Here is a 25,650-nt window from a genome sequence, read left to right on the forward strand (position 1 = left end):
TATGAATCCACAAAGACAAGCGACACTGGCTTATGCAAGAAGCCTGGTGGCTAAGGGTGTGCGCTGGCGTCACCGGGGCCGCACAGACTGGGCGGTAGATTGTGTGGGCATGATCGTGCTCAGCCTGCGCGCCGCCGGTGTCGATATCGAAGATGAAAAGCACTACGGCCGTGAACCCTGGAAAGACGGCCTGCGGCAAAAAATGCAGCGGCGGTTTGGCAGCCCGATAGCGGAACCCCTATGGAAACCGGGGGATATTGCAGTATTTAAATCGCCGCAAAAATCCGACCCAAGCCACGTTGGTTTTTTAGGGGATTATTCGCACGGAGGGTTTACCTTAATTCATGCCCACGCCGACCAAGACTGCCGCGAACATATTTTAGATAAACGCTGGCGCCGCCTATTGGTGGAGGTGTATTCCCCATGGGTAACTTAATTTTTGGTACTACGACGATTGAAGGCCGTACCTTTGACGATATCAAAGTGCAGACCTCCAAAGCCGGTGTACCGCGCCCGATTATTTTCGGCAAGGTGCTGCCGGTCATCGGCAACATTATCGCCACCACCGCACCCAAGATTGTTAAGAAAAAAGAAAAACAAAAATCCGGCAAGGGCGGCGGCTCGACAGAAGTCGTCAACGAGGAAGTTTATCGCACCTACGCTATACGAATATGCGAGGGGCCTATCACCGGCATCTCTCGCGTCTGGCGCAACAATGAATTGATCTACGACCGCGATAGCACCGACACCACTCAGATCCAAAATAACAACGCCTTTTTACTAATCGCTGACTTTTTTCTCGGTGACTGGGACCAGATGCCTAGCGCAGTGATGCAGGCGGCTTTCGGCACCAGTGAAGTGCACGCGTATCGCGGCACCTGCTATATGGTGATCGACAACGAAAACCTCACCAGTACCGGCGGTGCTATTCCGCAATTTGCGTTTGAGGTGGAGCGGGCTGAAGGGAATATGCTCACCAGCCGGCCCTATGCCGTAGAAGTTACCGAGACCCTATCCAGCAGCTGCCGCACCAAAGGGCTCGACTTTATCAATTATTTTGAGCACACCACCGAGGACGCCATGACCAGTGGCTGCGCTATCGAGGGCGGTGAGCTGCGCAACCTGTTGAATACTCACAGCATAGAGCCCGAAGGGCTCGCCGCTAGCTGCTCATTAAATGCCGGCGAGATGCGCAATCTGTTAAAGGCTTACAGCACTGAGTCGGAAGGGCTTAATAGCAGTTGCACCTTGGGCGGCGGCACTATGGGCGAAGTGTTAATTGAATATGACCGCGCAGAAGTGGAAGGACTTATTAGTGCTTGCGCCCCAATTTCAGGAGAGATGCAATGAAATTATCTGGACAAATGGCGGGACGCTTTCGTCTTGTCGCGTTTAAAAAAGATGCCAAGGGCGAGATTGTGCCGAGCTCTCAGCGAGTCGCAGCGGACTGGTTTAATAATCTGATTTTAGATCAGGGGCTGGAGTTTTTGGGCCACAATACTTCGCACGCTCTACGCCATATGATGGGGTATTGCCATATTGGTAGCGGCAATTCGACCCCTAGCAGCGGGCAGTCGAATCTAGATAGCCGGCTGGCTGTCAGCGATGACGATGTGGATACAGATACCGGCGCGGTGAATGGCGATACGCCCTACGTGTGGCGCCGGGTGGTGATTGAATTTGCACCGGGTGCGGGCACCGGCAATATTTCTGAGGTGGGCATGGGGTGGGGTAGTGATACCTCGGATTTATTTTCCCGTGCGCTGATTCTCGATACGGACGGCAACCCCACCTCAATTACCAAACTCAGCGACGAGTATTTACAGGTCACTTATGAGTTGCGTCTTTATCCTCCCACAACCGATGCAGCTGACACCATCACACTGGATGGCATTACCTACGATGTCACTATGCGCGCGGCCGATGTGGGCAGTTACGGCGGCAGCTATACCGGCTGGAGCCTTGAATTAGGCTCAACCTCAAGCGGTAACAATAGCAGTAGCTATCGGGGTTATGATGGCAATATTGGCGACTACACTGGTGCGCCGGGCGGCAGCTACGACAGTAGCTCTACGCCCACCATAGAAGACTATGTGGATAACAGCTACACCCAATACAAAACCATTAAATTTGATTTGGATGAGGGTAACTTTTCAAACGGCATACGCAGTGTTTTGTTGCAGCAGGGCTGGGGCCGTTGGCAGTTGGAATTCTCCGCTCAGGGCACCGGCGATGCCATCAATAAAACCTCCAGCAAAACGTTGTCACTAACTATTGGCCACACCTGGGGCAGGGCATCGATATGATCCCGGACCAGCAATTATCCTCTGTGGTGGTTGATGCTCCTTTTATCGGTGGTGCTGCACTGCCCGCGCGGGATATTACCGACTACGAGATGGGCGGCATTGCCATTCAAGATCCTTCCGAGGGGCTGGATTATCAAATCTGGCGGGCGCGTATTTTAAATGACGGTACGGAAATTGTGCTGGATGCGCGAGAGGTGGACGCGTACACAATTATTACCGGCACCGATATTACCGAAGTAAGCCTGGCCTTTGACCAGAACATGTACCCGGTGATCGCCTATGTAGAAAGCGGTACGGCCAAGCTCTACTGGTTTGATTCCAGTATTGGCTCCCTCACCACTACCACCTGGCCCGGCATAGTGACGCCGCGCCTGACCCTGGATGATACAAGGCCGCTGCAATCCTCAATCAGCGATGTGATTTTTGCTTATCTCAGCGGCGGCGACCTCTGTTACCGCCAGCAGCGCGACCGCTATCAAACCGAATATTTACTGCAGGAAAACGTCAACAGCGACGGGCTGATTAAAGTCGGCATGAATCGAAAATTCCGCCTGCAATTTTTATTAAAACCCTAGGCTTTCTATGTCTTCAGCATATCCCCTTTACGCCGTCGTGGCCGAGATCTGCGAGCGCGCCGGTGTGCCCTTCGATAAATTCGACACCACTCTGTTGGAGGGCTATGTGCAGGGGATGCAGATCACTAACGAATCCCCGGCATTCGAGCATATCCAAGAGCTGGCCAAGGTATATTTTTTTGATCCGGTAAACCGCAGCGGAACGGTCACTTTTGTCCCGCGCGGCGGTGAGCCGGTAATGGAAATCGACCCCAACGATTTAATCGGCGATAGCGACGACGAGAAAACCCGACGCTCCCCCGAGGATATTGTGCAGGTATTAAACCTGAACTATTACGATTCTGTTGGCGGTATCGATACCTGCAAACAAACCTCAGACCGCAGTATCGACACTCGCGGCGAGGGGGAAAAAAATATTGAAACCCCCGTGGTACTGGAAACCGATCAGGCCGCGCAAACCGCTGTGATCATGCACAAAGTGATGATCGAAGAGCAGCGCGGCGAGTTTGATATTACTTTGCCTCGCAATTATCTGGGGCTCACGGCAGGCGATGTGGTGCTGTATCTCGGCGACCGCCTTCGCGTTGATGAAGTGAATATTGATCGGGGCGAGCAAAAATACAAACTGATTCACGACCGCAAAAGCGCCTACCAAAGTCAGGCCCTAGGCGTGGCCCCCATGGTCGCACCGGACCCAGTGCCGCTAGTGGCCGGCGCCACCTACATCGAATTTATCGACGCGCCAATACTGTCCAGCGGCGACGATACCCAGCTGGGCTATTACATCGCTATCGCCGGCAGCAACAGCGCCTGGAGCGGCGCCACTGTTGCGCTGTCTTTAGATGGTGGAGAAAACTATACCGAGTCCGATACCACGGACGTAGAGGCGGTGATGGGTGAGCTGGTCACTGCGCTCGGCACCCACAAGCGCGAGATCCCCGACACGCACAACCGCGTGCAAATCCAACTCTATGATGATGGCGACGCGCTCGAATATCGCACCCTGGCGCAGCTGCTCAACCGGCAGAACCGGGCACTGATTGGCAATGAGATTATCAGCTTTGGCGAGGCCGACGAGATCAGCCCCGGCGTCTGGGAAATTGGCTACCTGCTGCGCGGCCGCCTGGGAACCGAAATCACCCAGCACTCAGCGGGTACCCGCTTTGTTCTGCTGGATCGCAATACGCTGAATTATATCCCCACCGAGCGCTACAACCTGGGCCAGGTTCTCACCTTCCGCGCCACCAGTTCAGGCAGCGGTGAGGAGACCACCACCGCCGCCACCTACACTGGCGCCTCCCATAGTGAGCCAGCCCCCACCAGCCTGCGCGCCTACCGCAGCGGCGGCCAGCTCACCATTGAATGGGTTGGGGTGGGGCGCTTAGGTGGCCGCGCCGCCTACGATCAAAGCCAGTTCTTCACCGGCTACCGGGTAACGGTGAACGGCGATAGCACTGACACCAACGCCACTAGCCTGACAATCACCGACCCAGGCACCGCCACCATCCAAGTGAGCCAAATTAACAGCATCACCGGCGCAGGCCCGACTGCGGAAGTTACGGTATAAACAGGATAAAAGGACCATGAGCAACACACCCAACAACGCCATCCCCTACGCCGAAGAAGGCACCCTGGACCCAGCGGCAAGCCTCAACCAAGCCCTGGATACCATCGACGCGTTGCTGCAGATCGAAGTGCAGGGGATCCAAAATGATCCCCCCGGCTCCCCCAGTGATGGCGATCGCTACATAGTTGCCACCGGTAGCAATGAGTGGGCAAACCAAAACGGCCAGCTCGCCCGCTATGTGGCGGACCCCGGCTACTGGCAATTCTTCCCCGCCAAGGTCGCACTGAATCAGGCGGACGGCCTGTTATATATCAACGGCAGCAGCGGCTGGCAGGTGGCCAACCGCCCGGCGACTTTGCCGCAGATTACTGGGGATACATCGACGGATCTGGCCGGAGTGGTTGGGCAGATGCTGGGGGCTTTGGATGGTATGCTTTGGGATAATCAGGTGAGTTAGATTGCTTTTTGTCTAGTATAGGGCTCGTGAGGCATTGAAAAAACAGCATTAGCCTCCAGAAATAATACTCAATAAGTTGCTAGCATGGAGCAAAGAAAGTGCATAAAGCCATCAGGATTAAACTAAATGAAGACATCCAGGAAATAACTGGGTCTATAGTGTTTAGCGATGATAAAGAATGTTTTATAAACCCTTCTTACATATCCCATTTTTATTTTAAAAAACTAGGAATAATAGTGACACTAGGGGACTCACCAGAAGGAGGTACGCCCATCACGCTGGAGTTCAATGAAAACAGCATGGGCGAATACCAGCGCATTAAGCGTGAAATTAAGCAGGTCTTTGGCATTGCTGAAGCCTCAGAGCAAGAAGAGTCAATCGCCTAGCCTTCTATGTGCAGTGCTTTATGGCGATAGTGGAGAAGTACGGGCTGAAGTTCTCATAGGAAGAGTAGAACCCTACAGCTCTAAGAGGTCGTAGTCAGCCTTGGTTCTTAGAGCTGTAGCTTTGCCATCATTGATGAGCTTAATTGGACCTTGGCAATTAAGACCTAATGAATTTTCAGGATTGTGAGGAGCAACTGCAAAGAGGCGGTGCCGTGCTTGCAGGCAAAAGTCAGCGTGCTTCATGGTTCCGCTTGATGTGGCAGATTCCACGATAACTGAAGATTGAGAGAGCCCAACCTGGATTCGGTTTCTGGCTACGAAGAAGTGTCTCTGGGGAGATACACCTTCAGGGTGTTCTGACACCCAAAGGCCGCCGGCATCAAGTATTCGCATTGCCAGCTTGTAGTTAGCTCGGGGGTTTGCAGTGTGTAGACCGTGGGCAAGCACGGCGATAGTGCCACCACCAACAGCCAGGGCGCCTTCATGGGCTGCGGCATCGATCCCTAGTGCCAAACCGCTGACAACGACATTCCCTTTTGATACCGCGTAACCGGCAATTCTCCGGGCAATCTCCAGTCCATTCGTAGAGGCATCACGAGAGCCCACGATAGCTATGCCAGGCTTGGAGAGAAGGTCAACATTCCCACGCGCATACAAGACCGCAGGAGGGCTGGGGGCGTCCTCTAATCCCAGTGGGTATCTTTGGTCACCGCGCCGAATCTCAACTATATCCATTATTGACCGTTTTACATAAAGCTAGAACCAAAACTACATCAGCACCGGCCTCCCTGAGCAGCTCCGCAGCCACTTTCAGAGAATTCCCACTGGTAGTCACATCGTCCAATAATACCACTTTATCACCTGGGGTAATGCGGTTAACTGCCGTCAGGGTTTCTCTGTGCATGTTTGGGGACCGTGAGCCGCCTTTATGTAAGGGGTCGATGGACCTCACTCTCTGCAGTAGGTTTCCGCTGTTCTTGATATAGAACGCACCCTGGAGCACTCGAAACATGTGAGTAAAGCCTTTATGGGCTTTTCCCTGGGTGGAGGAGGGGACGGTGGCAACACTAAACACTGCGCCTGCAGGAAATATTGATGCGAGCCTGGCTTTAACATGCTCCGAAAAGAATCGGATAGCTTCCGGGTCTCCCTGTTTAAACTTGATAAGCTGCACGCTTGTGCCAGTATGTTGTGGGTTTTTGCCACCTCGATACGGGTGGTAATCAAATAAATATTCTACCTGCACGATTAAATCCCTTAACAACTTTTGCTTCCGGCTGCAAATATACAGATGAAGTTCACAGTATGAAAACTGGATTATATTTGATTAGCTGCGAGCCATAACCACAGCACTAGCTCTTGCAAACCCTCAGGATGCCACTAGGCACCCGCCATCTTCTTTTTGTTATCTATGCTGTATATGTATACAGTATTTTGGTAGATTGCCTCTGTGTCGACGGAAAGAAGGAGTTGGGCCATGACATTCATAGAGGTTGAAGCCGAGATACGCGCTTGCTTGAACACTATTGATATGACCGCAGACACCTGCTGACCCGAAGCTTAGGGATATGTTGAAGCTTCAGGTGAACAAGCTGGATGCGGCAACCAACGCCCTTGTAGATGAGTTGAACGCTCTTAACGAGAAGCAGGCCCAACTCGGAGAATTATTGAAGTAATACCGGTATGAAACTATCCCCCCTATACGCCAGCGGTGTCAGCTGCGGTTTCCCTTCGCCAGCGGATGACCACAAAGAAGCGGCGCTCAGCCTGGATCAACACCTGATTACCAGCCCGGCTGCCACCTTCTTGGCTAGGGCCAACGGTGATTCCATGCGGGATCTCGGCATTTTTGACCGGGATTTGCTGGTAGTTGATCGATCCTTAACCCCGGTTCACGGTGATGTAGTGGTGGTTGCCCTGGATGGGCAGCTAACCTGCAAAGTGCTTGATCGGCAAAAAGGGCAGCTACTGTCCGCGAATGACAAATACACGCCGATCCCCATTTGGGAAGGGCAGGAATTGATTGTCGAGGGAGTGGTCAAGGCTTCCGTACGGTATCACCGGTCCTGCTGATGTTGGCGCTGGTTGATTGCAACAGCTGCTATGCCAGCTGTGAACAAATATTCAGGCCGGATCTGCGCGGGCTTCCGGTGGTAGTCCTTTCCAATAATGACGGCTGTGTAGTGGCGCGCTCGAAAGAGGCCAAGGTTTTAGGTATCCCCGACTTACAGCCGTTCTTTAAGATTGAGCACCTGCTGCGCAAGCATGGAGTAAGGATCTTCTCGAGTAATTACGCCCTGTACGGCGATATCTCTCACCGGGTAATGACAACCCTAAAGCAATACAGCCCAGAGGTTGAGGTCTACAGCATCGACGAGATGTTTCTGGATCTGCATGGGTTGCAAGAGAGCTTGTCGGATTACGGTCAGGAGATAAGGCAAACTCTCTGGCGAGATATACGTATGCCGGTGGGCGTTGGTATCGCCCCGAGTAAAACCCTGGCCAAGCTGGCAAATAGAGCCGCCAAGAAGATCCCCAAGTGTGAGGGCGTGTGCGTCTTGGATTCCCCCGAAAAATGGCAATGGCTGCAACGGCGCACTGAGGTGGGTGATGTGTGGGGCGTAGGCAGGCGCTTATCAAAGCGGCTCGGGCCCCTGGGAATCAAGACCGCCTATGACCTGGCACAAGCCAACCCGAAAATACTGCGCAGCCACACGAACGTAAACATTGAGCGCACGATAGAAGAGCTGAATGGCATCAGTTGCTTAAGCCTGGAGGAACAACCCCCGGCCAAGAAGCAGATCTATTGCACACGCTCATTCGGCGAAAAGCTCACCGACCTCCAGCCGATACTGCAGGCCGTCACCCTGTATGCGAGCAGGGCAGCAGAGAAACTGCGCGCCCAGGATTCCCTGGTGAAGTCTGTCCATGTATTCCTACATACCTCACCCCATGAACCGCACTACTACAGCCGCAGCACGGTGGTACAAACCCCATACCCCACGGATGACACTCGGCTGATAGTGCAATTGGTAAAGCGAGCGATTACAGAACTGTTCCTGCAGGGGCACCGATTCCTGAAAGCCGGGGTAGGACTGGTAGAGCTTATCCCCCGATCGCTGGGGCAAGGCGACATGTTCACCGCAGGTCAGCCAACACGATCAGGCGAGACCATGCAGGCCATCGATCAGATCAATCAGCGGTTTGGCCGGGGTACCTTGTTTCTGGGGGCTGAAGGTATCAACAAGAAGTGGAAGATGCGGCAAGAGCATCGGTCTCCAGCTTATACAACGCAGTGGGATCAGTTGCCAGAGATAACAGTCTAAATCTTGTGTAAATATACAGCTTTTGAGTGTGGTAAAAACTGAGCGGCTGAGTGATCTTAGGGTTTAAAGGAGGTGTAAGCCGCCTTACCATTTCCACATAGGTGGTTGTAAGTGTATGATTACGCTAAGGTTTTATGTTTGATTGTGGCTCCTGAGGTCGCGGGTTCGATCCCCGTCGGCCACCCCAGATTCTTCCTTGTTTATCAAGGACTTAAAACCTCGCCTAGTGCGGGGTTTTTTAGTTTTGGGCCTCGTGGTGCCAATTCATGGTGCCAATTTTAGCCTCAATCTATGTTGAGGTTTAATTTTGGCAGATCGTGAGTCATGTCTATCTGGCGGTAAAAATCCCCTCCCCTTTTTAAATCACTAAGAAGTAGCTTGGAGCTGTAATGAAGTATCTGCTGTCCGTATTTTTCTTAACCTGTTCTGCTTTCGCCTCTGCGGCTGGGGACTCAAACTTTTCATTAGGCGGGGGCCAGGATCATGCTGGGATAGGAGCAAAGTATTCAATTAACCGCGGTAAAGATAAGTACTTCGGCTCTTTGGGTTGGAAGGGCTATTCCGATGAGGCTGGTTCAGTTGCGGGTTACGGGTTGGGTTGGGAGCGACTTGTAGCTTCCGATAGCCATTCTTTAGGAGTTTTCCTGGGGCTTGTAGAGGTTAACTATCGTAGAGATGAAGCAGCGCGCTATAACGGGATTGCTTTGCTTTACAATTATTACTTTTCAGGATTTTCTGAATCCTCATTTGTGCTCGGTGCCGCTGTTCATGCGGGAACCAGGTTAGGTGATGAGCCGTATTTTGATGAGCATACTACCGGTGCAAGTGTAAAGTTTGCTTATCAGTGGTAGCGTAGGTGGTGGATCTTTAGGTTCGGCCCCGCTCGCCTGTCCCGAATTCTTCCTTGTTTATCAAGGGCGTAAAACCTCGCTTAATGCGGGGTTTTTTAGTATTGGGCCTCGGTGTGGTAATTTTGCGCTCAATCTATGTTGAAGTTTACTAAGTCGCATGCTTGTAGCTAGGAAATGATGGGGTCTAGGTCTTCTATATCTTCTGCTTTAATCTTTTGTGAGGCTCGGCCGTCAGGTTCGATAGCAGTAGTGGTGGTGTAGGCTTGCAGGAGCTGGCGCACTTGATTCTTGTCAGCTCCTAATTTAAGTCTCTGTTTTAAGTGATAAAAGGCTTCATCTAAGTTTTTGTGGCTCTAGGCTAGGCTAACGTTTCAGTTTCTTTTTTGAGCTGGATGAGGGATAGCTCGGTGTGAGTTATGTTACCTTTAGTTGGGCAGTAATGAGCCTGATAAAACTTGAAGTCATTCCTATTATTTTCTTTGCATTTTTTCTCTATTATCCTGATAACCTCTATTTTTCTCTCTATTGGTGTTTTTATTCCAAAAATAATGCCTTTCAATGATTTAAATTCATATTTAAGGGTTCTATCCTCCTTGCTGGAATAGTCTGATTGCCCAGAAAGAATTAGTCTGTGTTCATTCTCAAACTTCCAGTCTTCTGTTTTTTTTGTTATGGATCGGTAAAATCTATCCCAGTATTCCTTTCTCCACTTGTCTTCTGAAGTGGCCATATCATCTGCACATGAACTCATCTTTCCATCTAGTGAGTACCAAGTGGAGTTTAATTTGGGGATTGGAAGTCTACCAAGCATTCGGAAAAAATCGATTTCTCCAAAGCCTTCTGTATAGTCAATGGAGAAAAAATTAAATCTAGTTAAGCCATAAGATGGTTTTGAGTTGGCATTCATTCCACTCTTGCATGTTAAGCGTAAATAGGAGCACTCATTTTCTTCTTCGGTATTAAATATTAAGCATGCACCAGTGTGGTTATTTGCATAACTTCCCCAGATTGAAGAGTTTGTGCATTCGGACATAAAGCATGCTGTATACCATTCAGGGAAGACTAACTTTTCAATTCGCGATATGTATTCATCTGGAAAATCAATTGCTAATAGATTTTTGCTTTCATCGTCATCCATTATCCCGTTATAGCGGTACATTAAGCTCGTTTGGGATTGTTGGTTCTTTAGTTTGGAGAACATTTTTTCAGCCTCCCCATTGTAAGTGCCGTGTGTTAACTCCCTCTCTAGGTTCTCAATGAAAGCGATGTCTACTATGCTTTTAACGTGCTCGCTGCCGATGTTTCCTTTTCTTTGAGCTATTAATTTATGTTTTTCATACGTATTGTAAATAGAGTCGAGTGCGAGAGTGTGGATGCTTCTTAAGTAGAAAGAAAGTTCATCTCTTCTGATTGGCGTTGATCGCTGTAGTATTGCTTCTAAAAGATTTGAAGCCTGTTTGTCTCTAAAGAAGGCGCTAGATATTTCTTCGAATAATTTCTTATACTGAGGTGTTAGGAGGTCTTCCTTTCCAATAAATACTGGTATAGATTCTCTTGATGAGGGGGGCTTTCCGTTTGAAATTAGCCGTAAGGAGCATGCCCTATCTAGGCACAAAAGGTAGTGTCTAAAAAAATTTTTCCAAATTATACTGTCTCCACTCCAGTATATATCTTGAAACCCCTCCATAGGGTCATTGAGGGATTCTGGAGGGGCAAAGAAAATACTTTGATTTTCTAGCTCTTTGTGTTTTTCTAATAGATTTTCAATCGGTCTGAATCTGTATATCTTATTGCTCATAAGGTGGTGCTTGATTTTATGTGTGTTTTTGCAATTTTACACTAAATGATTTAGGGGGTTCCATTAGTGCTCTTTTTGTAATTTAAGCTAACTACCCGATCCGCTGTTCGATTGTATCGCTCTGCCATGGAACGAGTTTTATGTCCGGTAAATTTCTGCACGTCACCGTCAAAATCACTGGCGGCTTTAATTTTCAAATCGTGAAATCGAAACCGCTTCTTAATAACTCTCGCTTCAAGTGCGGCTCGCTGTTCTCTTAGCCAGGTGGCATTAAAGCCCATGCGGGTGAAGGGGTGCCCGGTGCGGCTGCGAATAATATGAGCTGTTTGAATCTGTGCATTAACATTGCTCGTAAGTGCTCGCTCTATAGCTTCCCTTAGAGCCGGACTCCAAAGTTTTATCTGCGCTTTCCCGGTCTTGCTTTGAATAATAAATAAACCATCTTCTTTCATATCTGCGCGCGTAAGGGCCAATACATCCTGCTGCCTGGCTGCACACAAATAGCTGATTTCCATGGCGCATTGGTGCATCACATGGCCGCGATCGCCCAGCCATTGCCAGAAGGCTTGGTATTCCCAGTCTTCTACGTAGCGCCCGCCTGCTTTCTCTTTCAGGCTTTTAACTACCGCCGTTGGATCTTCAATTTTTACGAATCCTCTGGCTTTACCCCACTTCATAACAATGCCGAGGAATGTTTTCTCACGGTTTGCGGCTGTAGGGTGCTCAGCTCCGCGGGCATCAAGGAACATCTGTACCAGAGGGGAGGTGATGTTATCCGGTTCCATTTCCCCAAATACCGCCAGAATACGCAAGCTATAGCGGTGATAATCTTTCTGGATTTGAGGCTTGATGTGCTTAGTGTATTGAGGGGAGGCGAAGTAGAGTTCTATTAGGTCTGTGAGGGTGAATGTCTTCTGTACCAAGCCTGCCTGATACTTTTCGTAAGCGGCCCACACTTCTGATTTGCTAGCGTTGAGGTCGGCTAGATGCTGTATAGGCCAGCCTCTGCGCCTTACGCGGTATCCGCGAGGGTAGCGGACAACGTAAGGTGGCATCCATGCATTTTCGGGGTTGCGCCTTCTGCCCATTAGCTTGCTGCTCCAAGGTTAAAGCCTGGGGGTAGGTTAACACCGGTTAAGTCAGGTTTTGAGGCCCCTCGGGCTAGGATGGCTTGATTAACCATTTCCCAGGTGAGTGCAGGGGATCGGTCCTTTTTCAGCACATAGGGAATTCGATTGGCATCGAGAATGCGTTTTTGCTCCTCGGCATTCTCGGCGCCAGCACCCGTTAGGCGGGCTATCTCATGCTTGGTTAGCAAGTTACCCATCGCACATCCCTCGCGTTGTTGTCTTCCACCTAAAAAGCCCGCACTTGGCGGGCTGAGAAAACTATTTTTAAATAACCTCAGGCGTACTGCGGTTCTGTTTCCGGTTTTGATGCCGAGTGAGGGCAGTCTTTGGGTTTCTCTTCGATGATTTTCTTATCGACTATGCGATAAATTTTTGCCTTGTCGGTTTTCTTATCGAATATCTGCGCCCAGTGAGTAAACAGGTCATTTTGAGCGATGCGCTGTACTTCTTCGAAGGCCTTCTCTTCAGTGGCGTAGGAGCGCTTGAAATCTTTAATACCGCCCATCGATAGGTTGTAGGTACCAGTAAGCATTGTGCGTCCTCTGTGAAAAGAGCACGAGGAGCGGTTACGCCATAATGGAGATTGCCCGCATCTTGATGCAGGCTTATGACCAGGGCTTGTTCGAATGAGGGTGGCCGCCACAGCGTTCACCCGTGATTTTGGTGGTTAAATGACAGTCCTTGGCAATAGTGCCAAGAATCCCATGCACAAAGGTTATGAGGAGGCATAGGGGCGCGATCTCAGCGACATTAAATTGATAACGCGCACGGACCTGGGCAGCGTCCCTCATTGCGTAAAGTAGTGAGAGTCTTGAGGAGCGCGCCGATACTCCCGTGCTAGCAACTTTCGGTGAACTCTACTCCATAACCCGCGAACCCATCGCTATCGATAATCTCATCACATTCTCCAGCATCCCACAAAAGATGGGCCCGATTGTCGTATGTGTGATGGGATTTCTGTATACAGCATTCTGGTTAAAAATTCGAATATGGTAGATAGTACGTCCCGTGTTCCACGCTAGTCACAGTAGCCTCGCCAGCATAGCGGACATCAATGCCAACAGTATTGATGTCGACCGGGTATTAATGGATAAGCAAGGGGTGGCGACGCAGTACTCAACATTTGGTCCAATTTCCTGATTTTTGATATAGCCGATGAGAGCAGTGCAAAGGTTGCCTTGGAACCTGAAGTCGAAATTAAAAACAATACTATCCGGACTAGCGCGCAATATCGCTGAAGCGCATTTATGATTTACACCTCAGTAGTCATAACGGTTGGTACCTTAGTGCTGATCTAATAATGCATGAGTTTATCAAGGTACTCTATTTGGACAGTTAGTAAGTTCAGATCTTGGAGGGAAAAATGGCTGAAGCGTTGAAGCGTTGAAGCGTTGAAGGGGTGGAGTTCAATTTGCGCCTGGATACTGTTGTGAAAGTCTGGGATACTAAAGGAATGGTAAAAACGCCAAAAGAACAATAAACTGTGTTCTCGTCATTTTTCTTGAAGTTAATATTACTCAGAGTGGACTATGAGAAAGTTATCAATTTTCCTTCTATTTTTCTTAGCCTCTAATTTTGTGTTCGCTGGGTCCTGTGGTGCAAACTCTTGCTCGGCAAATGTCACGACTCTTTACCCGCATGGTAGTACAGAGAATATTAATATTGAGCTTGATGCTGATATGTCATCGCTGAATTGCACTCTAAATGAAGGTAGATTTATTACTTTGACAAAAGATAATGGTCTACACTCAGAGATCTATTCAATGATCTTATCAGCCGCTATTGCTCAAAAGTCCTTAAAATTTAGAATTGAAGAAAGCTCCTCTAACTGTGAGTTAATTTATACGCAGCTTATTTACTAATTAGTAGTGCAATTTGTTGCAGAAGGCCGCATAAAGCGGCCTTTTTTATTTCTATATTAATTTCAGCGGGGGTCATAGAATGGTTATTAATTCTGTGCAAGAAGGGCGAGTGCTGGATTACATCAATAACACTCGTGTGAATCACTTCTGGTCAAGTGCCGGCATGGTGGGTGCTGATTGATATTGCCGTGGGTGAGTTCAGTGTGATTGGTATTGATAGCGTATTCACAGTGTCTAAGGTATCTGCCACAGGACTAGATACGGGGGGGGGACCTTTACTTGGGTGGCTTGTTCCAGTTCATTTGGCAAAAATGCAGGCACTTTCAGCTATTAGTAATATTGCCGGCGCTGTGACCTTTGTTGCTGAGAATACAGGTTCCAGTGTAAATAGCTTTGCAGTCATTTACTGGCATACCCGGCTCCATTAAATGCGAAGTGAACTATAGATCTGGACCAGATAGCCGTAGGGTGTGCATTTTGCAAATGGGCAGAGCTGCTACCTATGATGATGGTAGCGGCGGAGAGCCAATAGATTGCCGGGTGATCTTTGGGTAGGAGATTGAAAGTTTTGATGATGAGGAATGCCTGCAGGTGAGTTTACAGTTATGGGGGAGTGATCATGCTTGGTGGTGAGCGGCATGCGGTACGCAAGCATTCGCCGGATGAAGGGGTTGTTTGGCGGGCGTAAGCGGATGGATAGTCAATACGTGACAGTACGTCGGTTTTTAGCTATTTGAGAAAGTTTAATGGGGCGAAAAAAGGTACAGAAGTCTTATAAATCCAGAAGTCAGTCACCGCTTTCTCTATTTATGCATAAAAACCAGTAAGTTCTAGATAAACTAGAAAATAGTTCCCAAGGAGATGAGTACAGGCGATAATGTAGAATAGTAATTAAGCATAGTTTGAATGTACTTCAACTTGTAGATGGGGAAACAAATGAAAAAGTACTTGGTGGCAGTTTTGTTCTTTTTTTCTATGAATACATTTGCTGGTGAAGGATATCTTGCCTTGGGGGCTACAGTAACAAAGGTATCGGCAACTTCACAAAATAAAGACGCCTTTTGGGTATGGTATTCGTCAAATACAGATAATTGTTCGGGCAAAGTAAAATTCCAACTAGATAATGCCGGAACTGAGGGGGTGTTTCAGCGAACTTTCACGCTAGCAACGACTGCTTTAGTTTCGGGTAAAAAAGTCGATGTTTATAGCTATACAGATGACACTGATTGTGTATCGGCAGTTTCAATAGATCTAAACCAATAGTGCCCTCGTGTAACTCACTGTTGAAGTCGGACAGATCTATGTGTTTGAGAGCATGACGCGGTTAGTGGTTTCTGATTAACAGGGAGGCGTTTAAATCCAAAACTTCTATTTTGATTTAAATGGTTCCTTTGTAATAAGGCTCTGCTGCACTGTTAATACTTGAACCCGCATAAGCGGGCTTTTTTATATCCGAGATTCTGGAAGTACCGCCCAATGAACCAGTGCATAACATTTGTCGATTCTGCTCTAAACAAGTTGAAACCCTATCCGGCTATGATTTCTCTTAGCCGGCAACACTGAATTCATGGGGCGGGAAAACTGCCGGTAATCCTTGTGGACTTTGCTATGAAGCAAGCAAAAAAAGCATTCTCTAGCACTATCCACTGGCTGGATCTTTCTGTCGCGCAGGTAGTATATAGTCCTAGAATAGGGTATCTATGAACTACTAGATCAGACTATCTGGGTAAAGCGTACGAATTGAGTGCTCAAGAGTTTATGCCATTCTATAGTATATGAGATTTCAGAAGCATTAGGGCTAGAAATCATGTGAGTAGTGTTGGGAGCTAGTGCAGCAGAGTGAAGAGTTTGGTTGTTATTGCGTACCGGTATGAATAGCTCCAACTGCGCTTCAGCGCAGCGGTTCAAATGGCGTCAAGCGGTATTAGAATAGATTGCCTGGCACGTGGAATAACTCGTGGGGCTACTTCCTTAAGGTAGTTTAAGTTTTAGGGCGGCCATGGGCGTGAATAAAATACCGCAAGGAAATGTGCTTCCCCATTTTCACTCCCTTTTGGGTGTTAAGTGGATATCGCCTTTTCCAAGTTTTTGTAAAATAATTTAGAGTAGTGAAAACACTGAGATATAAATAGGCTACTTTAAATCCAATTCTGCACATTCGTTTCAGGTGTGGGCTCTAGAAGCTCGAAGAAGATTTTTTAGTATCCTTTTTTTTTTACGCAAGGATTATAATAATAGGATACTCTTGCTTTATAACATTAAATAGGAGAATTCATAAGTGAAAAAATTAGTATGCCTAGCATTGGTTAGTATATTTGTTTCTTCTGCAAATTGTTTGGCTGGTGCCGCAGAGGCAAAAATTGAAGAAGTTGCAGTATATGATAGTTACTCTCCGGACTTCGATATAAGAGTGAAGGCTACATGGACTGGAAGTGGGTCAAAAGATGCCGGGGTGACAGAATGGTTGCGTGTTAAACATTCTATCTTTGGGCACAACGGAGTAAATCGGATTCATTCACTCGTAACATCGGCTCTTGTTAGCGGAAAAACAGTATGGATTGGTTTTGATGACTCCACACTTAATGTAACAAATGTAAATTTGAAGGCGACCTCAAATTAGTGGGTTGACCAGGTGAAAATCCATTGAATCCAAGTCTTTTGAAGCTGTACTCTAAATCATGCACAGCATCAGGAGAGTCAAGGCGGCTAACAATGCTATCAAGCGTAGCATTAGATCAAAGAATCTAAAATTTTATATATATGGCTCTTTGAGTTTTTGGGGAGCTACTGTAATAAACGGTTAGTACAAAAGATATATTATAACGATGGATACCAAAACCCGCACAAGCGGGTTTTCTTATGTCCGAAATTCCTGGAACGACCGCCAGTGACCCAGCGCATAATAATCCATCGTGCCGATCTGAATAATTTGAAAAGCTATTTTGTTACAACCTCCCCCTCAGCGAGTAGTACTGAATACATTAAACGAGAAATTTGCCGGCAATCCTTGTGAACTTTGCCATGGGGCAAATCGAGCAGGGACTCTCGGACACTACCCTCTGACCGGATCTTGTTGTAGCAGTAGTGATTCATAGTGGGTGGGATATCTATGAACTGCTGGACTGAGCTATTTTGGTGAAATGTACCAAATGAGGGCTGAGGAACTCAGAGCTATCCTATAGCGTATGGAGCTGCAGAAGCATATGGAGTATAAGCTGCACAAAAAGCGCTGGGAGCTAAAGCCGAAGAGTGAAGAGTTTGTCTGTTACTGCGGTACCGGCGACCACTCCGGAAAAGCTTCCCGTGTGGAAGCTAAAATGGCGTAAAGTGGTATTGGAATGAGTTACGCGGGGCTCCCTCGTCAAAGTTGTTTCGGGTCACGGTAGCCTTGAGTTAGAATACAATGCTGAAATGAATTGGCGCTCGCCCACTTTCGCTCCCCTCCCTTCGAGTGTTCAGTAGCAGCTGCTCCTTCAAAGGCTTCCCTAGCTAGTATAAAATTGCGAAATGATGAGTTTATTTTTTACCGTAAATTAAAAGAGAGTAAAATGAAAAAAATTGTATTGATCTTTTTTGCAGTGATTTTCCCAGCAATTTCTTTCGCGGAAACGGCAACTGTAACAGGGGAGATAGACAAAGTTAAATTTTTCAACGTCGGAACCGAAGGAGGTGTCTTTATATATATGGATAACCTGCCTAATGCGTGTAATCTTAGTGATGGGCATCAGAGGGTTGCCATTACTAGCGATAACCCTTCACATAACGCAGTGTTGTCTGCTGTACTAGCAGCAAAAATGTCAATGAGTGAGGTTTCATTGACATACACGTTATCTTGTGATGCCAATTCTTTATCCTGGGACTTTAGTAATTTTCAAATAAACTGACAAACAATTATTTTATGACAATTTTTTCTAACCCGCACTAGCGGGTTTTTTTATGCCCAAAACCCCCAAGCATATCCTAATGATCCAAAGTATATGAATCCGTGATGCCGCTTTAAACTCACCGAGATTAGCCGTTACAAGGAGTTGAATATGCCTATGAGAGTGAAGATAGAGTAGCTGAAGTTGGTTTTGAGATTTGAGGTACCACAACTCTCCGTTGTGCATTGTTCATCTTCTCCCGATTCTATGAATTCCGTAAGCGCGAGCCTAGAGTTTTCAGCTTAAATATCGAGCCACACCATATACCCTCAAGAAAATCAAATAAATATTAGCATCTAACAATGTGAGTAGTTACAATGAGAACTTGTCTATCTACCAGTCAGCCTGACCTCTCATCTTGTACGTATGCTATAAAAAGTGGTTAGAGAATAGTCTAAATACTGCCTGGGTATTGCTAAGTTTGAATAGGTGTGAATATCAGTTATATCTAAAGCAGATATGTAATATTTTCTCTGTGCTAATTCACTTAACCAGCTGTTTTACTGTCATGGGGTAGACTTTGTCTATGGTAAATTTCTGCACATCAACGAATTTTATCTACACTTTTCAGTCACCTACTGAATAATTTGCTGCCCTCTTCTTTTACAACTGCTTGAGCAGGGGAGAGCACAGTCCTGCTGTCTAGCTGCAGGCAAAGATCTAACCTACATGATGTACTGGCGTATGATGTGATCTGTGCTTATTAAGTCATTGTCAAAAGGCTTCAGCTCTCCACTCATCTACCAGCTATTTCCCGATAGTATAGCTACTGTTGTTGGGGCCCCGATTCTTATGGAACCTCTGGCTTCATCCCGCTTCACCATAATAACTAGAATAGTTCTTTCTCGGTTTTCTACCGTTATGCTCTGATCCACAAACATCCATGAATATCTGTAGTAACGTGAGGTAATTTAACTGGGAGCTATTTCCCTGAATGTTGCTACGATGTGTTTGCTATAGGGTTAGTACATTGCAGTGATGTAAAGCACAATTTAGAAAAATATAGAGAGTAATTTCCCATCGTTATTAAAAATGTTAACCGATTATGTTGGTTGGTTGATAGTAGTTGAGCTAGCCATCGATTTACTTGGTACGGTCGGAAGGGAAAAAATTTTGGAGGGATGGGGGGCAGTGAAATACAATGCCTCGGATAGTTTTTGTTTGGTCATTCTTGAGGGCTGCATTTTTATTAGAATATTTTCGTAACTCGAAGATGCCCAAGGGGTTCGATAAATACTGATTGTTAATGTGTAAGTCTTACTTTAATAGGATTTGGGCCTAAAAAGCTGTTTGAATTATTGTTGTAAATTTTAAAATATGTAATGGATTTTGATTTTGAAAAAACTGACTATAAACTCCCCTCTGCACAAGGTTGTGTTGAAAAATTCTATCGCTGGTATCACTTTAATCTGCGCATCGGCATTGGTCCAAGCAGATACAATTAGTACAAAAATAGACTTAGGTGATCCGTTCCCCTTTAGGATGGAAGATGGAATTAAGCAGGAGATAAATTTAGATATTGGTTATCAATTCGATACCATTGAAGAAATTTGTATTAACACTGAAGTTAAAAATGGAAATGCTAGCTCAGCATTCTATTCAGCAGAAAGTGAACCTGCAGAGCCTTTCACTTTCCCACGTTTTGAGTCTGTTGCGCAAACACTCGCAATTAGCATGCCTAGCCCAACGCCGGAAAATCCAAACCCCGAACCACAGCTACAAAAAAGCATAAATTTCTGTGGGAATGGAAATAGTGTCTTGGCAAAGAATTTTCTCGATGGTGAGGGTAAATTTACATTCAATGTGTCCGGTGGTTATGTAGATTTCTGGGACTTTGAACTGGTTGTAGAGGGCGATGTCTCTGATACTCAGTTGGCGATTGTACTTGATGAATCTGCTGAATTTTTAGTTCCTTCCTACGGAGGAAGAGTTAATTATGATGCAAGTATTCGTAATTTAGATTCTACACAATCTCTGGTGACACTCGAACAGTGGAGTGTACTTAAATTTCCCAATGGAGATAACTATCCCATCCATAAGTCACGGGATGTGATATTAAATTATTCTGAATCGAAGGATTACACTCGAAATTATCTAAACATACCTGCTTGGTTTGAAGCTGGAGATTATGAGCTAATTTGGTATGTCACTGATCCAAGCACCGGCAGTCGAGTGAAAGATAGCCTGTATTTCACTAAAAGTGCCGACTAAGTTTTAAACTCTCGGCAGGCTGGGGCGCTTATGTGTCCCAGTTTTCTCTGTATCAAGCCACGGGCTTTGCATTAATAGGACTGAATTTAAAAACTGTCCAAAGTATTGTTGTGCCTCATTATGTATCTAATGGAATATGATTTTGAAGAAGTTAACTAATAAATACCCTCATTGCCGGACTGTATTCAAAAACTCTATCGGTGGTATCACTTTAATCTGCGCATCGGCATCTGTACAGGCAGATATGATCAGTACCGAAGTAGATCTGGGTGAACCGTATCCTTTTATGATGGAGGATGGAATTACTCATGAGGTGCAGTTAGATGTTGGCTTTCAATTCAATAGTATTGAAAGGCTTTGTATCAATGCTGAAGTTAAAGGTGGAGATGCGGACTATGCAGTTTTTAAAGTGGAAAATGAATCCCCAGGTTACCCGCCTTTAGTTGGACAATGGATTTCGGTACCTTTGTACCCTTCCATTGTTCTCCCAACTCCAGAAAATCCCACCCCGAGTAAACAGGTGCAAAACTTCAATCATTGTATGGATGGAAGTAATGTGTTGCCAAAGAATCTTCTTGACGGAAAAGGTGAGATTAATTTCAGCGTATCTGGTGGCTATGTAGAGTTATGGAGCTTTAAATTACTTGTTGAAGGTGATGTCTCTGATACTCAGTTAAGAGTTGCAATTGATGAGTCTGCCGAGTTTTCAGTTCCTTTTTACGGAGGGAGAGTCAATTATGACGCAAGTATTCGTAATTTAGACTCCACACAATCTTTGGTGACACTCGAACAATGGAGTGTACTTAAATTTCCCAACGGAGATAATTATCCCATTCATGAGTCACGGGATGTAGTGTTAAATTATTCTGAGGCGAAGGATTACACTCGAAATTATCTAAACATACCTGCTTGGTTTGAAGCTGGAGATTATGAGCTAATTTGGTATGTCACTGATCCAAACACCGGTAGTCGAGTGAAAGATAGTCTGTATTTCACTAAAAGTGCTGAATAAGGTTTAAGATGTCGGCAGGTTGGGGCGTTTATGTGTCCCAGTTTTCCCTGTATCAAGCTGCGGGCTTTGCATTATTAGGACTGAATTTTAGAAACTGTCCAAAGTATTGTTGTGCCTCATAATGTATCTAATGGAATGTGATTTTGAAGAAGTTAACTAATAAATACCCCCATTGCGGGGCTGCATTGAAAAATTCTATCGGTGGTATCACTTTAATCTGCACATCGGCACTGGCTCAGGCAGATACAATCAGCACAAAAATAGATCTGGGTGAGCCATTCCCTTTCAGGGTGGAAGATGGAATTGAGTACGAGATAGATTTAGATGTTGGCTATCGATTCGATAGCATTGAAGAAGTTTGTATTAAAACTGAAGTTAAAGAAGGATTTGCCTCTGCGGCATTCTATCGTGTGGGAAGTGAACCTGTTCCAGGCTCTGAAAGTGTACAGTTAACGTTAGGAACGCCCATGGTTTATTTTGTCGATGCTCCAACTCCAGAAAATCCCGATCCGGCTCCACGGATGCAAAATATCAGCTTCTGTGAAGGTGAAAACAGTATTTCGGCGAATAACTTTCTTGATGGAGAAGGTAAATTTACGTTCTATGTGTCCGGTGGTTATGTGGATTTTTGGGACTTTGAGCTGATTATTGAAGGTGATCCCTCTGATGCTCAGCTGGCGATCGTGCTTGATGAATCTGCAGATTTTTCAGTTCCTTCCTACGGAGGAAGAGTCAATTATGATGCGAGTATTCGTAATTTAGACTCTTCGAAATCATTGGTTACATTTGAGCAATGGAGCGTACTCACTCTTCCCAACGGGGATAATTATCCCATCCATAAGTCACGGGATGTGGTATTAAATTACTCTGAGGCGAAAGATTATACTCGAAATTATCTAAACATACCTGCTTGGTTCGAAGCTGGAGATTATGAGCTAATTTGGTATATCACTGATCCAAGTACCGGGGTTCGGGTGAAAGATAGCCTGTATTTCACTAAAAGTGCCGACTAAGTTTTAATCTCCCGGCAGGCTGGGGTGCTTATGTGTCCCAGTTTTCCCCGTATCAAGTCACAGGTCTTGCATTACTAGGACTGAATTTTAAAAACTGTCCAAAGTATTGTTGTGCCTCATAATGTATCTAATGGAATGTGATTTTGAAAAAAATGAATGCAAGCTGCACTCTGCACAAGGCTGTGTTGAAAAAATCTATCGCTGGTGTCACCTTAGTATCTGCATCGGCATTGGTTCAAGCAGACACGATAAGTACTAAAATAGATCTAGGTGAACCATACCCCTTTAAGATGGAAAGTGGAATTGATTACGAGGTGGAGTTAGATATCGGCTATAAGTTCGATTCTATCGAGAAAATTTGTATCAATACTGAGCCTAAAGATGGTGATGCCTCATGGGCAGGCTATGGGTTTAGAAGTGAAACAGTCGGGCCTGACGGTTTCTTAAACGAAGTTATGGAAATGTCGATGCTAACTTATTCAGTCGACCTTCCAACACCAGAAAACCCTGATCCCGTACCCCAAATTGGAGATATCAATTTTTGTGAAAATGGGAATAGTTTTTTTGCAAATAACTTCCTGGATGGGGTGGGTCAGTTTAGACTCTTTGTGTCTGGTGGTTTTGTAGAGTTCTGGGATATTGAACTGGTTGTTGAGGGTGTTGTTTCCGACATTCAGCTGGCGATTGATATTGACGAATCTGCTGAGTTCAAAGTTCCTTCCTATGGAGGGAGAGTCAATTATGATGCAAGTATTCGTAATTTAGACTCTACGCAGTCATTGGTTACGTTCGAGCAGTGGAGTGTACTCAAGCTCCCCAACGGGGATAATTATCCCATCCATAAGTCACGGGATGTGGTATTAAATTATTCTGAGTCGAAAGATTACACTAGAAATTATTTAAACATACCTGCTTGGTTCGAAGCTGGAGATTATGAGCTAATTTGGTATGTCACTGATCCAAGCACTGGGAATAGAGTGAAAGATAGCCTGCATTTTATAAAGAACGCTGACTAAATTTTTGGCTGCTGGTAGGTCGAGCCGATCTCGTGTCTTAACCGTTCGATTAATAAGTGTTGTTGTACCCTATAATATATGTAATGGACTGTAACTTTGAAAAAGCTGACTATAAATCAACCTCTGCACAGGGCTGTGTTGAAAAATTTTATCGCTAGTACCACCTTCATCTGGGTGTCGCCATTGGTTCAGGCGGATACGATTACTACAAGTATAGACTTGGCTGAGCCGTACCCCTTTATAATGGAAGATAGAGTTAAATATTACGTAGATGTAGATATTGGTTATCGATTCCATAGTATTGAAAGGGTCTGTATTAATGCTGAGGTTAAAGGCGGAAATGCGAGTTCAGCACATTCCGTGGTGGAAAGTGAATTTTCAGATCCCCTTAGGAGAAACGCTCAATTATATCCGGCGTTTCTGATTTATGACGACATTTTGCCAACTCCGGAAAATCCTAATCCTATTCCTCAGTTGCAAGATTTTAGCATCTGTGCAGAAGGAAATGCTTTGTTGCTAAAGAACCTTCTTGATGGAGAAAGTGAAATTGAGCTCGGTGTACTGGCTGGCTATGTAGAGTTCTGGGGTATTGAGCTAGTAGTTGAGGGTGATGTTTCTGATATTCAGTTGGCGATTGATATTGCCGAACCTGCTGAGTTCACAGTTCCTTCCTATGGAGGGAGAGTCAATTATGATGCAAGTATTCGTAATTTAGACTCTACACAATCTTTGGTGACACTCGAACAATGGAGTGTACTTAAATTTCCCAACGGGGATAATTACCCCATTCATAAGTCACGGGATGTGGTGTTGAATTATTCTGAGACAAAGGGCTACAATCAAAATTATCTAAATATACCTGCCTGGTTTGAGGCTGGAGATTACGAACTGACTTGGTATGTGACTGACCCAAATATCGGGGTTCGAGTGAAAGACAGTCTGTCTTTCACTAAAAGTGTTGACTGAGGTTTTTCAGTATTTGAGGTCAGGATGTTGTTGTAAGATTTGCCGATCTTGCTTAGCTCTCTGTTTTGGTCGTAAGGTTTTTTTGTGAAACCTCCATACCAATGAAATATACCTATGGCCAGTATGTTTTACTACGAATACTATAAAGCGTTGTATGCTGGAACATTCTGTGTTCCAGCAACCCCATCCAGATCACATGAGCAGCAATGAAGCTGGATTGATTTTCATAACAGCCGCTATCTGTGCTATTGGGTAGAAGAACCTGAAGGAAACATTGTGTACAGGTACTAGGGCAAGTAAAAGACTCTTAATCTGATAAACAGCCAACTGGGCATCTGATTTATAGAATTGCTAATAAGGGTTAGGGTTGTAAGCCTACTTTAAGCAGGCCTACAACTGCCTGATTATCATTTAGCTAAACTTTGTGACAGCTTTCACCATAGATTCTGCAGATTGCTCTGCGTAGCCATTGGTTTTCCTCTCAATTACTTTCTTATCGATAATGCTGAAAATTCTTACCTTGTCAGTTTTCTTGTCGAATATCTGTGCCCATTGAGTAAAAGGGTCAGTATTGGCAATCTGCTCTATCTCTTTGTAGGCGTCCTCCTCATTATGAAATGACCGCTTGAAATCCTTTATTCCACCCATAAGTAGGTTATAAGTGCCTGTGAGCAATGCGTATCTTTCCATGGGATTCTCCACATTTATAAATCAGGGTGCCGAGCCCGCAACCTGCATAGCCAGTTTGGCCAAATACACCGAGGAGCAGCTAAGACAGTTGCTTGGACTATTCTTTAAATAAGAATTAGATACTGTCCATGCACTTTAAGTTAATCATAAGGTTTATGTACGGGAGCTTAACCAAGACATTTTCTTATAGTATGGGGAGAATTTTGTCGTGCCCTACTTCATGGCTGTAGCGAGGATGTCTACACCGATTACCTATAGCCTGTGTTAGTCAATTTATTTTTAGTTTGTGCGTGCGGGAATTACCCATGTAGACGAAAGGAATCGATTTTTGCCCTTTTATGTATTCACTTCATCTTTTTAGGTTGGCTCATATCTTTGATGTATTACCTAATGGATGAAACCTCTTAGATAATAAAAGTGATGAATCTTTCCTTAATTGATAGCGAAAAATTTGCCTTAAAAATGAATAAAATGACTAATCTTTCAGTTTGTGCATTGGTGTTGAATATTCAAAGGTATAGTGTTTCTCAGAATAGGAAAGTTCATTAGAGGTGTAGTGAA

27 protein-coding genes are annotated in these 25,650 nt (G+C 45.7%); 20 read left to right on the top strand and 7 right to left on the bottom strand.

Annotated features, from left to right (window positions below; translation table 11 throughout):
* Nucleotide 1 precedes the first annotated feature (1 nt).
* From ACJJIE_RS02625 to ACJJIE_RS02655, 7 genes are all read left to right on the top strand, one after another.
* The gene (locus ACJJIE_RS02625; protein ID WP_444893450.1) at nucleotides 2-436 is read left to right on the top strand and encodes an NlpC/P60 family protein; all 435 of its coding nucleotides are present in this window, start codon (nucleotides 2-4) and stop codon (nucleotides 434-436) included.
* Nucleotides 424-1,350 (top strand): hypothetical protein, encoded by a 927-nt coding sequence (locus ACJJIE_RS02630; RefSeq protein WP_444893451.1) that lies wholly within the window; start codon nucleotides 424-426, stop codon nucleotides 1,348-1,350. Before ACJJIE_RS02625 ends, ACJJIE_RS02630 begins: the two co-directional genes overlap by 13 nt.
* A complete protein-coding gene (locus ACJJIE_RS02635; protein ID WP_444893452.1) occupies nucleotides 1,347-2,306 on the top strand; it encodes a hypothetical protein in 960 nt (319 codons plus the stop codon). Before ACJJIE_RS02630 ends, ACJJIE_RS02635 begins: the two co-directional genes overlap by 4 nt.
* Nucleotides 2,303-2,881 carry a hypothetical protein gene (locus tag ACJJIE_RS02640; RefSeq protein ID WP_444893453.1) on the top strand — a complete coding sequence of 193 codons (579 nt, stop codon included), beginning with the start codon at nucleotides 2,303-2,305 and terminating at the stop codon, nucleotides 2,879-2,881. The genes ACJJIE_RS02635 and ACJJIE_RS02640 overlap by 4 nt, the downstream gene beginning before the upstream one ends.
* Nucleotides 2,882-2,888: 7 nt before the next feature.
* The gene (locus ACJJIE_RS02645) at nucleotides 2,889-4,448 is read left to right on the top strand and encodes a phage tail protein (RefSeq protein WP_444893454.1); all 1,560 of its coding nucleotides are present in this window, start codon (nucleotides 2,889-2,891) and stop codon (nucleotides 4,446-4,448) included.
* A 16-nt stretch (nucleotides 4,449-4,464) separates the two neighbouring features.
* The gene (locus tag ACJJIE_RS02650; protein WP_444893455.1) at nucleotides 4,465-4,905 is read left to right on the top strand and encodes a DUF2793 domain-containing protein; all 441 of its coding nucleotides are present in this window, start codon (nucleotides 4,465-4,467) and stop codon (nucleotides 4,903-4,905) included.
* A 98-nt stretch (nucleotides 4,906-5,003) separates the two neighbouring features.
* The gene (locus ACJJIE_RS02655) at nucleotides 5,004-5,291 is read left to right on the top strand and encodes a hypothetical protein (RefSeq protein WP_444893456.1); all 288 of its coding nucleotides are present in this window, start codon (nucleotides 5,004-5,006) and stop codon (nucleotides 5,289-5,291) included.
* A gap of 72 nt (nucleotides 5,292-5,363) precedes the next feature.
* Here the strand turns inward: ACJJIE_RS02655 and ACJJIE_RS02660 are convergent, their stop codons facing one another.
* Together ACJJIE_RS02660 and ACJJIE_RS02665 are read right to left on the bottom strand one after the other, a co-directional pair.
* Nucleotides 5,364-6,026, bottom strand: coding sequence for a DNA-processing protein DprA (locus ACJJIE_RS02660; RefSeq protein WP_282932259.1), 663 nt, complete (start codon nucleotides 6,024-6,026; stop codon nucleotides 5,364-5,366).
* Entirely contained in the window at nucleotides 6,013-6,537 is a 525-nt protein-coding gene (locus ACJJIE_RS02665; RefSeq protein WP_282932260.1) for a ComF family protein, read from the bottom strand. The genes ACJJIE_RS02660 and ACJJIE_RS02665 overlap by 14 nt, the downstream gene beginning before the upstream one ends.
* A gap of 437 nt (nucleotides 6,538-6,974) precedes the next feature.
* On the opposite strand from ACJJIE_RS02665, the gene ACJJIE_RS02670 reads away from it, so the two are divergent.
* From ACJJIE_RS02670 to ACJJIE_RS02680, 3 genes are all read left to right on the top strand, one after another.
* The gene (locus ACJJIE_RS02670; protein ID WP_444893457.1) at nucleotides 6,975-7,364 is read left to right on the top strand and encodes a LexA family protein; all 390 of its coding nucleotides are present in this window, start codon (nucleotides 6,975-6,977) and stop codon (nucleotides 7,362-7,364) included.
* Nucleotides 7,364-8,617: a Y-family DNA polymerase gene (locus ACJJIE_RS02675; protein ID WP_444893458.1), complete on the top strand. Its 1,254-nt coding sequence runs from the start codon at nucleotides 7,364-7,366 to the stop codon at nucleotides 8,615-8,617. Before ACJJIE_RS02670 ends, ACJJIE_RS02675 begins: the two co-directional genes overlap by 1 nt.
* A gap of 389 nt (nucleotides 8,618-9,006) precedes the next feature.
* Nucleotides 9,007-9,468: a hypothetical protein gene (locus tag ACJJIE_RS02680; RefSeq protein WP_444893459.1), complete on the top strand. Its 462-nt coding sequence runs from the start codon at nucleotides 9,007-9,009 to the stop codon at nucleotides 9,466-9,468.
* Between the two features lie 358 nt (nucleotides 9,469-9,826).
* Here ACJJIE_RS02680 and ACJJIE_RS02685 read toward each other — a convergent pair whose 3' ends face one another.
* The 4 genes from ACJJIE_RS02685 to ACJJIE_RS02700 form a co-directional block, all read right to left on the bottom strand.
* Complete coding sequence (locus ACJJIE_RS02685) at nucleotides 9,827-11,266, bottom strand: hypothetical protein (RefSeq protein ID WP_444893460.1); 1,440 nt, start codon at nucleotides 11,264-11,266, stop codon at nucleotides 9,827-9,829.
* Nucleotides 11,267-11,316: 50 nt separating this feature from the next.
* A complete protein-coding gene (locus tag ACJJIE_RS02690) occupies nucleotides 11,317-12,354 on the bottom strand; it encodes a tyrosine-type recombinase/integrase (RefSeq protein ID WP_444893461.1) in 1,038 nt (345 codons plus the stop codon).
* Nucleotides 12,354-12,593: a hypothetical protein gene (locus ACJJIE_RS02695; protein WP_444893462.1), complete on the bottom strand. Its 240-nt coding sequence runs from the start codon at nucleotides 12,591-12,593 to the stop codon at nucleotides 12,354-12,356. The genes ACJJIE_RS02690 and ACJJIE_RS02695 overlap by 1 nt, the downstream gene beginning before the upstream one ends.
* Nucleotides 12,594-12,670: 77 nt before the next feature.
* Nucleotides 12,671-12,928, bottom strand: coding sequence for a hypothetical protein (locus ACJJIE_RS02700; RefSeq protein WP_444893463.1), 258 nt, complete (start codon nucleotides 12,926-12,928; stop codon nucleotides 12,671-12,673).
* Nucleotides 12,929-14,428: 1,500 nt separating this feature from the next.
* On the opposite strand from ACJJIE_RS02700, the gene ACJJIE_RS02705 reads away from it, so the two are divergent.
* From ACJJIE_RS02705 to ACJJIE_RS02750, 10 genes are all read left to right on the top strand, one after another.
* The gene (locus ACJJIE_RS02705; protein WP_444893464.1) at nucleotides 14,429-14,686 is read left to right on the top strand and encodes a hypothetical protein; all 258 of its coding nucleotides are present in this window, start codon (nucleotides 14,429-14,431) and stop codon (nucleotides 14,684-14,686) included.
* A gap of 508 nt (nucleotides 14,687-15,194) precedes the next feature.
* Nucleotides 15,195-15,521: a DUF5992 family protein gene (locus ACJJIE_RS02710; RefSeq protein ID WP_444893465.1), complete on the top strand. Its 327-nt coding sequence runs from the start codon at nucleotides 15,195-15,197 to the stop codon at nucleotides 15,519-15,521.
* A gap of 1,015 nt (nucleotides 15,522-16,536) precedes the next feature.
* Entirely contained in the window at nucleotides 16,537-16,878 is a 342-nt protein-coding gene (locus ACJJIE_RS02715) for a hypothetical protein (protein ID WP_282932270.1), read from the top strand.
* 583 nt (nucleotides 16,879-17,461) lie between these two features.
* Nucleotides 17,462-17,584, top strand: a complete 123-nt coding sequence (locus ACJJIE_RS02720; protein ID WP_282932271.1) for a hypothetical protein — start codon at nucleotides 17,462-17,464, stop codon at nucleotides 17,582-17,584.
* A gap of 222 nt (nucleotides 17,585-17,806) precedes the next feature.
* Entirely contained in the window at nucleotides 17,807-18,142 is a 336-nt protein-coding gene (locus ACJJIE_RS02725) for a hypothetical protein (protein WP_444893466.1), read from the top strand.
* Nucleotides 18,143-19,516: 1,374 nt separating this feature from the next.
* The gene (locus tag ACJJIE_RS02730; RefSeq protein WP_444893467.1) at nucleotides 19,517-20,392 is read left to right on the top strand and encodes an RbmA family biofilm matrix protein; all 876 of its coding nucleotides are present in this window, start codon (nucleotides 19,517-19,519) and stop codon (nucleotides 20,390-20,392) included.
* A gap of 142 nt (nucleotides 20,393-20,534) precedes the next feature.
* Nucleotides 20,535-21,404 carry an RbmA family biofilm matrix protein gene (locus ACJJIE_RS02735; RefSeq protein WP_444893468.1) on the top strand — a complete coding sequence of 290 codons (870 nt, stop codon included), beginning with the start codon at nucleotides 20,535-20,537 and terminating at the stop codon, nucleotides 21,402-21,404.
* A 143-nt stretch (nucleotides 21,405-21,547) separates the two neighbouring features.
* Nucleotides 21,548-22,417 carry an RbmA family biofilm matrix protein gene (locus ACJJIE_RS02740; RefSeq protein ID WP_444893469.1) on the top strand — a complete coding sequence of 290 codons (870 nt, stop codon included), beginning with the start codon at nucleotides 21,548-21,550 and terminating at the stop codon, nucleotides 22,415-22,417.
* A 152-nt stretch (nucleotides 22,418-22,569) separates the two neighbouring features.
* A complete protein-coding gene (locus ACJJIE_RS02745) occupies nucleotides 22,570-23,433 on the top strand; it encodes an RbmA family biofilm matrix protein (protein ID WP_444894739.1) in 864 nt (287 codons plus the stop codon).
* Nucleotides 23,434-23,529: 96 nt separating this feature from the next.
* The gene (locus ACJJIE_RS02750; RefSeq protein ID WP_444893470.1) at nucleotides 23,530-24,399 is read left to right on the top strand and encodes an RbmA family biofilm matrix protein; all 870 of its coding nucleotides are present in this window, start codon (nucleotides 23,530-23,532) and stop codon (nucleotides 24,397-24,399) included.
* A 411-nt stretch (nucleotides 24,400-24,810) separates the two neighbouring features.
* Here ACJJIE_RS02750 and ACJJIE_RS02755 read toward each other — a convergent pair whose 3' ends face one another.
* Complete coding sequence (locus ACJJIE_RS02755; protein WP_444893471.1) at nucleotides 24,811-25,089, bottom strand: hypothetical protein; 279 nt, start codon at nucleotides 25,087-25,089, stop codon at nucleotides 24,811-24,813.
* Nucleotides 25,090-25,650 lie beyond the last annotated feature (561 nt).

It is taken from the genome of Microbulbifer maximicatervae (SeqCode) (assembly GCF_052467325.1).